General features: G+C 42.8%; 5 protein-coding genes. 4 read left to right on the top strand and 1 reads right to left on the bottom strand.

From position 1 onward, the window contains the following. Positions 1-385 precede the first annotated feature (385 nt). The 4 genes from OEV79_07995 to OEV79_08010 all read left to right on the top strand — a co-directional run bounded on the left by OEV79_07995 (position 386) and on the right by OEV79_08010 (position 10,875). The gene (locus tag OEV79_07995; protein ID MDH4211375.1) at positions 386-733 is read left to right on the top strand and encodes a hypothetical protein; all 348 of its coding nucleotides are present in this window, start codon (positions 386-388) and stop codon (positions 731-733) included. A 276-nt stretch (positions 734-1,009) separates the two neighbouring features. Continuing rightward, a complete protein-coding gene (locus OEV79_08000) occupies positions 1,010-2,071 on the top strand; it encodes a T9SS type A sorting domain-containing protein (protein MDH4211376.1) in 1,062 nt (353 codons plus the stop codon). 78 nt (positions 2,072-2,149) lie between these two features. Continuing rightward, entirely contained in the window at positions 2,150-4,978 is a 2,829-nt protein-coding gene (locus OEV79_08005) for a hypothetical protein (protein ID MDH4211377.1), read from the top strand. Positions 4,979-4,992: 14 nt separating this feature from the next. Next, on the top strand, positions 4,993-10,875 hold the full coding sequence (locus OEV79_08010) for a T9SS type A sorting domain-containing protein (GenBank protein ID MDH4211378.1): 5,883 nt from the start codon (positions 4,993-4,995) through the stop codon (positions 10,873-10,875). A 419-nt stretch (positions 10,876-11,294) separates the two neighbouring features. On the opposite strand, the gene OEV79_08015 is transcribed toward OEV79_08010, so the two are convergent. Further along, a complete protein-coding gene (locus OEV79_08015; GenBank protein MDH4211379.1) occupies positions 11,295-12,581 on the bottom strand; it encodes a hypothetical protein in 1,287 nt (428 codons plus the stop codon). Positions 12,582-13,497 lie beyond the last annotated feature (916 nt).

The following is a 13,497-nucleotide window of genomic DNA, read 5'->3' on the forward strand; positions in this document are numbered from 1 at the left end:
AATGCGGGTGCCGTTCAGGATTAGGCAATTAATAACCTAAGAGCGAACAGCTCACCATTGGTTCTCTTGGAGAACGCGTTATATGAAATGCGAAAGGAAGTAACTAAATAATGATGTTGTAATAAAGCGATTCTGTTGACATTTCGTAAGAAGAAGATATACTTGTCGAACAATAATGTACGATGTTTATTGGTAATTCAAAAGAGCTCTGCGAATTTTCGTTTCACTAAGTAGCGGCAAATTGCCCTACTTCTGCAGACACGATACATATAGGAGGTGCCAGTTGTGGCAATCGTTTTGGCAATCAGGGATTACCTCTATAATAACGATCGGCTTGGGTTGGGTAACGATATGGGTGAGAAACAAGTTACGGCGAAAACAGCAGATGGAATCTGAACGCGACATTAAGAAAAGAGAAGCTATTGAAAACATGCTTAAATGGCACTCTGAAAGACTTCTCAACAGCGTTCCCAGTGAAGATGCTTTGCGTAGATTATTGGAAATGAGTAGAGATATGGCAGTATGGGCTCCCGATGAAGTATTACTGCATTATTTCAAATTTCTTGAGAAACGGTTTCCTGAAATATTGAAGTCTATTAAGCCGCATGAAATTCATTTAGGCAAGGCGATTTTGGCTTTCCGTCGCGAACGCGGGTTTCCAAATAAGAATGATAAACTCAAACCTTCACAAGTGGCTGCCATTTTTCGGGCGGGCTGGAAAACACCGGTATAGTGTACATAGTACGCATACATAGGACTATTCTGCTCCTGCAGATGTGACTATATAGACACGAAACACGCAAAACATCCCCACCCATTTCCGCCAGGAACAATTCGTTACCACTAATGAGTATTCCTACAATCTAATCCAACAGTCGCAACCTGGTCAAAATGGTGCTGTCTGGTGGGTAGTCCAGCGGGGAGTTCAATTCGTATGTTACCTTGACAACAGCAATGCGTAATATATAATACTTCAAAGTAAGTTTATAGCGAAAAGTAAGGAGGAAATATGCACGAGAGTATCGTATATATGTCAGGCATTGTACTATTGGGAATACAGAATTTAGGATTTGGATCAAACATCCAAAAAGGTAGTGCAGAAACACCACAAATAATGCATCTTGTCGCTAAGCAACAAGCAGAACAGTCGATTAATATGGATGATACTGACAACGCTATTTATTTTGGAGGTTTCATTAGACAAGCGTACAATGGACAACCTCCCTCAGGAACGCAATATAGGGTTAAAGCATGCGTGAACGAAGGAGACACTTTAGTTCAGATAACCACTATTAATGGCAAATTTCTTATGGGGGCTAGTAACTTTACATATCCTGTTCTTGCTGGAGATACTCTTCATATCCTCGCAAAAAGCGAATCAAATCCAGATTACCAAATTTATTATTACTGGATTCTTCGGGAAGAAATGAATAGGATGCCGCCAGCATGTTTAGATAATCCCAATAATCCAAATTTAGCAATCACCCTGAGTATCCATGAAGTTGTCGATACTACTGCTTCGATAAATCCTTCTCAGTTATATGCTGTTTATCAAGTTGAAGGTAGTGCTATTGCATGTACTGTTACAGTGGACACAGTAAATCTGGGAATCATCAAGTATTATGATACCTGGTGTAGCCTTGAAGGACAAGATCCTGAGTTCGGTTTAGGTAGATCAGTTGATATCACTCTTTATAGAATGCTGGGAGGCGATTCTATAGCTGTTTTTGATACTACTTTTCTCTCTGACTCAACCAACACTTTTGAGGGAGTTATGGTAGGACAAGATACAGTTTGGTTTCCGGAATACATAGGACCTATTGGAATTTCTGATTATTCTTACACCGAATCAAAAATACCATTTATGATCTTCCCAACAGTAATACGTGATTACCTAACCGTTACTGGGGTAGATGGAATAGTGATTTATAACGCACTAGGACAGTTGATGGACAGTTACGGTATTACTGGTAGCAGTGTTCTTGATCTCTCAAGGTACTCTGACGGAGTCTATTTTGTGAAGCCATTTCAATTTGGTAGTTTGCCAGTAAAGATAATCAAAACTTGGTAGAAGGAAGGATCAGTGAGAGTGAAGCACATACGTATCATGTGTGTGATATTCTTGATAGCACTGAATAAGGAGGCGTGTATGTATAACACCATGTACCGCGGTGTATCTGCTTTTCTGCAGAAATCTGATGATATTTATATGCTAATCAAACCAAGCAAAAAACTAGCTGATGCGATTTGTCACTCACTTGTATTTCTACTCATCATGATGTCCGTATTCTGCAGCGGTCCCGGTGAGTCTGGGGAATTCATCGAAATCCATTACCATATCAATTGGCTTCAATATGATTTGTCATCAAGTGATAGTCTAGAGCTCAGTGTGTTTACTACTAATAGCTCAGGTACAAAATACGCGTGGTTCACATTGTCTGGTGACGGTGGAGTCTATGTTGGAACACCATCAACCATCCCGGAAGGCGATACCGTCTGGTCTGTATTGACATGGAAACCTAGTCCTGCCAATATCCCTGCGTTCAACCAGAAGTACAAAATCACAGCCTATATGGATACGAGAGCACAACCAGCGGCAAATCCGGAGTTCGTTTCCACACGTACTGTCCCGTGCTCGCTGTACCTTGAAGGATACACAATGCAAAAGTGGTCTGGTGATTCACAGAGGGTAAGGCTCTACGAATCATTGGATGATACCTCTGGGTATAAATTAAGGATCAGATTGACAGATGATAACCAAGGTGTAAATCAATTTTGGGTTACATTTCTCACGAACAAAGGTTACTTCAAAGAATCAGGCAGCGACTATTACAGTACTTACACCTACTGGTTGCAGGATACGGCAGGCCTCGCGGAAGCTACACTGGTCTGCGATGAATCTTCTTTTCCAGAGGATTCTTTTGATTATCAGGTTGTAGTAAGTAGTGATTCCTCAAACAGTGTATCGTTTGCAGCCCGCTGCTCGTATGACGAAGAAATCTCAGGTCTTATGTATCCCTATACGCATAAGAAGCGCACTTATCCCGCAGGACCGGAGATACGAGGAGACATTCTAGCAGATTACGCAATGGAAGATTTACATCCAACAGAGAAGAATGTTAAGATTGAAGTGGATTTTGATCCCAATGTACTGACGTTGAGCGAGCTAACACAAATCGCCTGTAGCACATGGAATATTTTGGAGAGGGGCAGACTCTACCCTGACAGCGCGAACACGACTTCAGGCGTATGGATTGAGATAGCGTCAATCAGCAGTTCAGATACAGTATATTGCCCCTCTAATATGACGACTTGGTACGATGTGAGGTCCGCACTTGCTCGCAGTCGTGATTCAATCAATCACATCCACTGTGTGTTTGGTACCAATTTCGGGGATTCTGTAATGGGCAAGGCTATTATCGATACACTGTTCCTTCCAGATGAATCCTCATACGAGCAGAGAGTGTTCCGATATGGTCACAAATCTAGTGGGGTTAATATGCGGCATGCTCTGGACAGCACTGGCGTATTTCTTTTTGTTACTCATATCAAAGCAAAGGCGAGCGAGTGTAACAAAGATTGGCGGCTTCTTGCATCGTGGGTATTCGCCCACGAAATAGGCCACGCATTGCAGATGGGACATACTGACCCATTCGAGTTTCAGACAAATATCATGATGCTCCCTGCTCATTTTGCGGACTGGAACTGGGAGACCTACAGTTTCTTCAACATAAGATCATTGGAGGACGCCATGACGCCCCCAGCTTACTTCACACCGTTCTGGCGTCCCGCTTTGACGACACGCGAGAAGCTCGGCGTGAATACAGTTGGTCATAATTACTATAGCAGGGAAGGAGGAGAAATGATGATGTTATCCATACCTTTATTGTCGCTCTTGTTATCAGGTCACAACGACAGCGCACTTTCAAGGGGACTTCCCGAAGTCATCTCACAGATCGAATGTATCGATATGGGGATTGGGTACCGGGGACATTATGAGCCCTTCATAGCTCGAATTGAAGATGATAGCAATTTGGGGATTATGTACTTAACCCGCGAAGGTGGCAATATTGCCTACAACTATGTTCGATATGATACTCTGGGCAACATGATTCTAGATTTAAGAAAATTCAAGACAATAAAGCGTTTCGTTACCGACGATCTTGAAACCATTGACTTAGTAATTCCCAACGGTGATTATTGCATAGATGAAAACGGTAATCTGTGGTTGTTTTATGTCGAAGGGCCGAGTGTCTACAAGAAGTATGTGGGATGGCTGAAGATCGACAAGAATGGCACAGTCTTAGAAGAACGCCATAGCGATTTTGTCGCACACCTTGACGTAAGGAGTATTCCTTCGACACAACGAAATTTCCATCTTCTGCTAACGCCCTTCAGTTGGTTAGCGAATTCACACTTCCGATATTACAATCCTAACTTGGGTAAACCAGAACGGATTGGAATGCTTGTTACTGGAGATCATGTCCCCGTGCAACCATTTTCCGCCTTTAATGTAGTGCCTTTGGCTGACGACAGACTACTGGTAGTGAGTTGCGACGTGTATGAACCCTTCCTTTTCAGACATTTCATCATAGACAGCGACGGACACATTGAAAGAAAGAGTGAGGACATTCCCATAGAAAGTTGCGCCTATTCGAAGGTAGAAAACCACGGAATGGTTTTCAACATCGACGCATTCCCTCACCACGATTCGATTTTTGCTGCAGTATTCATCTCGACCCCGTGGTTAAAAAATGCTGTTGAAGTATTTTACCTGGTCAAATTCGATTCGGAAGGAAATCTGATAAGACCCGAGAAAGGTATTACGAAAGCTGAGATATATGCAACTGACGAGATGCCCGCTGATGTTAGACCCGTGATTGTCTTGTCTTCGGTTCGTGGAAAACGAAGATCATGGATCTATGGCTGTGATAGTCAAGGCAATCTGTTTATGAGAAAATGGACCGATTTTGAATGATTCAAGGAGGGAATATGAGAAGAGCAATCGCAATCGCATTAATTTCGATCTCACTATGTTGGGCTGTTTTCTACAAACAATACTACCAAGGTTATCACAAACTGACACGTTCAGTAACTGTCGAAATCCTCGAACTCAATTTGTTATGTCACCCTCAGGGCTTTTTGTACCTGCAATCAAATAATGAAGATAGAATAGCCTGCTGTGTTGATCAAGGTTGGCATCGTATTGTATACTCGCGAGAAAACCAAGATGATTGGATAAGAGCTTGGGGTGATTATTCCAGCGGCACTGATGGATTCAAGAATCCAGTTGGTATAACAAAAGATGCTTACCGTAATGTCTATGTTGCAGATGCTGGTAATAAGAGAATTATGAAACTGCATTACAATACCGGTGAAGAAAATTTTGAGTATGTCAATGCATTTCCGATTGAAGAATCAATTTCGATATGGGATATAGATTATTGTCCAGGCGCAATCTATGTCTCTGATCCACCCAATCATTGTATCTACAAAATGTCTGAAAGCGGCACTATTCTATCAATATACGGCGAACTCGGAACGGGCTTGGGTCAATTCAGAGGGCCAAAAGGGATTGCAGCCAAAGGTGATTATGTTTACGTGATAGATGAAGGGAATAACCGGGTAGTCTGGCTTGAGGATATAGAAAATGACTTTGTTTGGCGAGGTGACCGTTACATCACAGAATGGCCTGATCCAATGCTTGTAGATGTCGAAGTTGACTCAGCTGGCTTTGTTTATGTGGTTGACAATTACTATTGCCATATATTGAAATATGATCCAACGCTTTCCACCGTACTCGGAGTTTTTGGTGAAAGAGGGTATTCTGATGGTCAATTCTATAATCCACGTTTTCTGTACATTGATAATAATGATGTAGCAGTTGTTGAAGAATGGGGAGATGCTTCAGGTATCCAGTATTACGGATTGAAACCAGGTATCTCTAATGCAACCGTTATGAAGACAATTTTCGATGCTACCGAAGAAAACAACAAAGTATATTTCACTCTCGATGGAAATGCCAACGTAACAATACGAGTCAGAGCATGGCCTTCCTCTATTGTCAGAATGTTATTCATCGATAGTCTCATGTCATTTGGTAATTACTGCGCGTCGTGGGACGGCAAGGATGATGATGGCAAGGTATGTTTACCTGGAAAGTACTTCTTCGATATTTTTGTAGAAAGCGCCGCAGGCAGCCATACTGTTAACTTAGAGTTTTGGATCAAGGGAACCCTGAAAAGTGGCTCCCTTGATCTTGAAGAACATTGGACTGAAGAAGGGGAGCCGTATGTACTTACGGATGATGTAATCGCATTTAAATTGACAATTGATCCTGGTGTTAAGGTTATGCCAGCGGATACGGTTGTTCTGAGCACAACGAATCATCTATATTATGAAGGCTCGATTCGGGCTAACGGTTCCGCACTTAACAAGATCCTCTTCACGCCACATCGTAAACTATTGCCTGAACCTGATCCACTGCCCAAAGGTTTCTGGCAGGGGATATGTTTCACTGGCCGCAGGTTACCAGGCGATACGCTGACCCTTACGCATTGCATGGTTGAAGGTGCCGGTTCAGATATTGCATCAATATTAGCGTTGAACTACGGGCCCGTCATCATAGAAGATTGTGATATATCGCACAGCGGTGGCTATGGTTACTATGAAGAATTACCGCGACTATTAGGTGGGCACGCACAAACACATATTAGAAATTGCTGTTTCCATGATAACGATTCTCTCCCGATACGGATCGGCTTTGCATCTATGTTTCTAGAAAATAATGATTATTTCAACAATGCTGTCGATGCGATTGAAGTAGGGCCATCATATAGAAGATACAGCACTAAGTTGGAAAATACGGGTTTCCCCTATTGGTTCATCAGCATCAATACTCCATCCTATCCGGGACGTTACAATTTTCACCTATACCCGGCCCAAGACGATTCATGCATCACTCTGGAAATCAACCCGGGCACCGAGTTACTGTTCGGGGACAGTACAGTGATGCAAGTTAGTAGTGGCGATCCATCATGGGCCCGGGCTAGAGTCGTGGCAATAGGTACTGCTAGTGATTCTATTGTATTTTCGGCGATGAATCCGAACGTAGGGTGGCAAGGGTTGCTGATAAGATCGAACAATGAAGCCGATACATCATATTTCGAATACTGCAGGATTTCATATGGCGGGCAGCGGGATTACTCCTCGATAGAGGGTTACGGTAAAGGGAACATAAGGATACGGAATACACCAATTGTTCTCAGAAATTGCCTGATCACTGAAAGCCAGTCGAATGGTCTTGATTACTACGTGACCTTCGACGAGAACTATGCTTTTGTGCCGGAGATATCAAATAATAAATTTGCAGACAATGATTCATTCCCGTTGGAAATCTCAGCTGGCTGGCTTGCGAACTGCCATGACAATACATTTCACAATAACGACATGAATTATCTCTGTGTTGCCGCCCCACTCGGCATTGACATTGACTCGAGTGTCGTAATTGGTGATCAGGGAATTCCATATCTTTTCGACAATCGCGTAACACTAAGCACCACTACGGTACCTGTCGTAGCGAATGTTGATAGCAATGTTTCGTTGTTTTTTGTCTCCGGAGGGTTCGAAGTCGGCGAGAATTGTGGTTTGAACGCAGAATACGCCAGATTCTCAATCTTTGATTCTGATTCAAACGCCAATATCGATTTCAAACAAAGTTGTGGCGACTCATCGCGATTGCATAGTTGCATATTTGACGGTGTTGCAATCCGCTGCTACAGCTCATCACCCCAAATCAGGAACTGTCAGGTAACAAATTGTAGTCTCGGTATCATGGTCGATGTGTGGCCTAGTGGCCCTCCCAGTTTGCCTATCATTGATAGTTGCCGACTAATGCTGAATCGCATAGGCATTAGCTTCATACAACCAGACCCCTTGCAGTCGCCAATTACAAATTGCGATTTTGTGGGCAATAAGTGTGCATTTATGTCAACAAGTGCAGAACCTTGCATCTCAGCCGAATTGAATTACTGGGGTGACCAATCAGGCCCATGGGACCCAATTCCGGATGACCCGCTATACAATCCTGGCGGGAGGGGGGATTCGATTGGTGCGAATGTTTGGTATGAGCCATATCGGGAGGAACCTGTGTTCCCACACGGTGATACCTTACTGCAGCCAAACGGTGATGAAATACTCTATTGTGAGAGTAATTACGAAATTAGTTGGCTAACTGAAGGTACTCCTATGAGACAGGAATTGTACTATACGACTGATTTTCCTGAAGGTGGGAGAGAAGAAAGCGCTTTCTGGCAATTCATCGACACTGTTGTCTCAGGCGAAACGCGATATGATTGGCGTGTTCCCTCGACTCCCTCTAACCGGTGCCGGGTGGCGATAAGATTGCATTATGATGCGGGCAGTGAGAGTAAAACCGCAAGATCCGATAATCAGTCGCGAATTAAATTCGATGGCAAGGAAAATGAAATGCATGAAGTACGACTTGATACGCGGCCTCGATCAGAATCAAGCCAATCGGTGTGTGATTTGAAATCACTCGATGTCTATGAAGTCTCCGTGGATATTAGTGACCATAACTTTGCAATTGTTGATACAATATCGCCGCAGATTACTATGATTGATCCAAATGGCGGTGAATATTTCATTCCAACAAAAGAGGAAACAATCAGGTGGCAGGCAACTGACAATCACAAGCTTGACCATTTTGACATTTATCTCTCCACTGAATACGGCTCGAATTACTCAGACACAGTAGTACAGGATCTTCAGGCTCCATGCGCTGAGTACGTGTGGGTACCGGCGGAAAAGAACAGCTACATCTGTAGAATAAAAATCGTTGCATGTGATTCATCAGAAAATGCTACAGAAGATGAAAGCGACGAGAAATTCTTTATTCCCGTGATGTCGACAACAGACCAGATGACTGCCTATAACAACGCACGCAGGGTGACGCGAAGTTTCAGTACAAATCTTCACTTGGTGTATTCAACCCAGTATGAAGAACGAGATCTCAACAGCCCCGAAATGTTAACTATTAATGATCACGGAGATGCAGATGAAATCAGATCTAGGCTAATCATCGGCATCAGTGAAAACACAAAGGGTAATGGTGAAAATGTCATCAACTGCATATATTACGATCATTCAAGTAATCTGGGAGATCACTGGGATGATCCTGTTGAAATTGGCGAAGGTAAGAATCCCTCAATTGCGACAAGCAGTGATGCAAGCATAATTGGCATATCATGGACAAGCACTAATGATAGTCGGATACTCTACCGTTATTATGCGAACGGACAGTGGTCTTCACAAATATACACGATCATCGATTCGGTCCTCGACATGTCGTATTCCCCGGTTTCTCTGCAATTGCATGGAACAAGTATGTGTTTTACGACCCTCAAAACAACACGATTGTCCGCCAATGAGATAACCCAGGACGTCATTTATTCGACTTTCCCCTATGACAATCCGTCATCAGGAGTGGATACTGTGATTGACCATTGGCGTATTACTAATCTCGGTGATGATTCAATACCTCGATTCGCATCATTATCTCTAGATGAGTCAGGAGAAGCTCATTATGCGTGGGAAAAACCGTCTGGTCCTGGAGATACGCTATTTTCCGCTCCACTTAATCCATTTGACATCTTCTACACATATGAAAGTGCGCCTGCAAGGAAGATTTACAATATTTCAGACAGCGAAGAGAATTCGAATAATCCATCAATTGATTGCTATGGAGGACACGCATACGTCGTTTGGCAAGAGGAATCCGATGGCTATAATGTTTTTCTTTATAAACGTAATTATGTTCAATTTCCGCCCAAGCCAGAGACCGATACGATCTCACAGACTACCGTAAATTCCCTTCATCCTGTTTCAAAGATGGGAGGTGTTGTTCTCTGGGCCGAAGGAAATCCCTCCGAAATATATGGCAGGATATGGGATAGCAAACAAGAGATTTGGTTGAACATCACCAATTGGAGCAACACCCCCGAAGTCTCAACGTATCCGCAAGTCGAGGCATGGCAAAGCGAAGGAGGAACTGACATCATTGGTTGCTGGACCGAAGATACCAATATTTCTGGCCTCGGAAGAAGCTTCTCCTCGTATCTGCCAGGTGGCGACTATGCCGACATAGCATTCCCCAGCTACTGTCTCGAACTTGGTGACAGTATGTCTACTCCATTCACTTTGTACCGTGATAGCATCTCATCGTATGAAGACTACTGGTTCGATTATGGTACTGACAGCCTTGTCTATTATTTACCCTATGTCAGCATAAACTCACAGTGCAAGGTACGACTTGAATTGTACCGACCGGAATCATCAGTGAATAACTGGAAGGTAAGAATAAGTGTCAATGACACGCTACGGTACACTGTGAAGCTCTCCGAAATCGGCCATAATGTATTAGAGTATGACATTTCGTCTGTAGTCCAATACAGCGGCGAGATACGCCTCAAATTCGAACTTGTATCAGGCAATTGTATTCTAATTCGTCGTGTTCTCCTATATGAGTATGAACGCACAAACGAACAACCGTCGATATTCGCCTCTGGTCCACAGAGTAGCGGCGATGAAATTCTGGGATCAATATTCTTCAGTGGTATCTACCCAAATCCAGGAAAAGAAGACACAAAAATAAAACTTAATGCAACGCATCCACGCGAAGTGTCTATTAGATTGTATGATGTTTCAGGTAGAATGGTAAATGAATTATTCAAGGGAGAAATTATAGGTGTCTGCGAAATACCGCTGAAATGTGAGAGACTGGCATCGGGGATATATTTCGTTCGGGTTGTTGCTGGAAATGATACTTTTACTGAAAAGGTGATTCTACTGAGATAGGCAGCTAATAATCAATTTCGGTATGTTCGGAACGGGGACGGGGTCAGACCTGGAAACTAGAAACTGCTTCATGTTGTGTGAAGAAGTGCGATGTTGACGCATCACTAAAATTACCTATAATCTGATGGATATCTGTTATCAATCACCTGACATCTGTTATCTGATATCAGTTATCGGTATTGCGCCTGTAGCTCAACAGGATAGAGCGACGGACTTCGAATCCGAATACAGCAATCTTGAAAGATCTTTATATTACGTAATTTCGTGAAGAAAGCACTATTTTGCATTGTCTTGCTATGGCTCGGAAGTGTACCCAATTCCATACATTCTGGGCAGAAAACTGTCCAAAAACTGTCCAGAATAAAAAGGGGAGTGATCAATTATGATTGACCGCTCCCCTTGTACTACGATCTTGATTATTATCTGACCTTAACCACCTTCTGTGTCACAACACCGTCAACTTCAATGAAGTAGATGCCAGGCTGTATTTTACTCGGTTCTACAACCATGCCTGTGATGTCAATAATTTTGCACTTCTTGCCTTCGGGTAGTCGCAACGGTCCATGTAAGATGGTTGCACCATCATAGTGAAATCCCACAATGGGTTTGACAATCGGCTGTTCCGCAATTGCTGTGTATGTTGTGCCAACACGAAAAGTCATCTCGGTGCCTTGGTCATCTGTGATTTGAGTCTTATTAGAACCGTCCATATGCATCATCCATATCGAACGCGTGCCACTACGATTTGAGATGAATAGAATTCTCTGGTCGTCATTTGTTATCAGTGGGTGCATATCATCAGCAGTGTCGGTGGTTAATTGTGTAAGGCCACTACCGTCTATGTTTTGAAAAAAGATATCATAATTGCCATTGGGATTTGACGAAAACACAATACTTTGTCCATTGTTTGTGTAAAACTTGTATTTCATACCCCACCACGGCTGGCCACCAGGCCAGTTTTGAGCCGAGTAAAATCCAAGCGAATCCAATCCCGTTCCATCTGAGTTGATTACATATAACCGATAATTCCCATCGTGCGGTCCTACGGCAAATACTATCTTATCTGTATACGGTAGCCAGGCACTACCGTGTGTTCTACCATAACTGTATGGCGTTTCAAATATCAAAACTGTATCTGAACCGTCCGGATCTGCAGAATAAATGCGAGCATGTAGGTCGTAATCATCCGCATTATCAAAGATAATCTTTAAATTGTCAGGCGAAATATTCATTGTACCCCACATTTGAGTTTGAGGCGAGATCGATTGGACATTGCTGCCGTCAGGAAGCATACGATACGAGTGGTACCATCCATTGTAGTTACTCCGCTCAGAACCGAAATAAACCCAACCAAGTGCGAGAAAACATGGACCTTCATTCGCAGCAGAGCTCGCTCCACTGGCCGTAGTCAGATTCATTTCACCATTTCCCGCTGTATCCACTTTGAACAGATCATTATCCTCACCTGTAGGAGGCTGTGCACAATACACAATCAGTGAGCAGTTATCTGACAATTCAATATCCTCTGGTATGGAAGTGTAATTCAACGCAGTTAGTTTCGCATCCAATGCACCATTAGTTGATGTTACGTAGATACCCGGTCCATTTTTATCCGAGGAATAGTAGATGTAATAATCGTCAGCATATAGTCTGGGCAGTAACAGAAACGCGATACATGGGATCAACACAGCAAGATATACTTTCATGTTCCTCCCTAGCTTCTACACATACAAAGTCCATTCTACAAACTTGCCTTATATAAATTACATTAAATTTTTGTATTTATACTATATTCGATATAAAGAATAAGTCAATAGGATGCTTTTTTTTTATTATTAACAAATTAACTTCATCGATAGCCGATCCACCTCGCCAGGATGTTATTGACTACAAACAGCCAAAATACCCAAAAACCTCCCCACCCGTTTCCGCCCAGAACAATTCGTTGCCAGCAACGAGTATTCCTACAACATAATCCAACAGTCGCAACCTGGTCAAAATGGTGCTGTCTGGTGGGTAGTCCAGCAGGGAGTATCAGTTGATCTTTGGAGATCCTGATTGGCAATGGTATCTCTGGTGCTGCTCAACTCAGCGAGTTCTTACATAAGGTGTCATAGTCGAATATAATGAGAAGATCTGAACAGATGGAATATTCTCCTGAATGCAGTGCCTAAAACCTCGGAAATCCAGCCATATAAAACACCGATACTCGGTAAACCATTAACTCCTCCCATCACATTCGGCTAAAGGAGAAGAACCAGAAATCAACATTCACGGCAGGATCTTCTCTTGGACGCCATATGATATCGCAGAACATCAGGATGTTATAGACAACAAACAGGCACAAATGTGGCACAAAGCTCGCATATCTGAATATAGGCGGTCTGCAAGCGTTGTAAGTAAATGTTTTTACGTACCTATATTGTTATTCTTCGCGGTTTATTAGTCCGTTATTCGTGATATGCAATATGTTTGGCTGAGCTCCGAAGGAACGAAGTCCCGTTACATTGTTCAAAAAGAGACAATATGAAGTCGGGGATTTAACCGCTATGTTCCGACATGTTGACTCATCCCGAAATTTCGATATAATGATGACGGATATCTGAGTACTGTTATCAGTCA

The organism is candidate division WOR-3 bacterium (assembly GCA_029858255.1).
GTDB lineage: Bacteria > Hydrothermota > Tepidihabitantia > SM23-42 > SM23-42 > SM23-42.

Bases quoted from the DNA above. Each gene is read 5' to 3' on its own strand.
- OEV79_08000 (MDH4211376.1), top strand. From the start codon at position 1,010: ATGCACGAGAGTATCGTATATATGTCAGGCATTGTACTATTGGGAATA.
- OEV79_08010 (MDH4211378.1), top strand. From the start codon at position 4,993: ATGAGAAGAGCAATCGCAATCGCATTAATTTCGATCTCACTATGTTGG.
- OEV79_07995 (MDH4211375.1), top strand. From the start codon at position 386: ATGGAATCTGAACGCGACATTAAGAAAAGAGAAGCTATTGAAAACATG.
- OEV79_08005 (MDH4211377.1), top strand. From the start codon at position 2,150: ATGTATAACACCATGTACCGCGGTGTATCTGCTTTTCTGCAGAAATCT.
- OEV79_08015 (MDH4211379.1), bottom strand. From the start codon at position 12,581: ATGAAAGTATATCTTGCTGTGTTGATCCCATGTATCGCGTTTCTGTTA.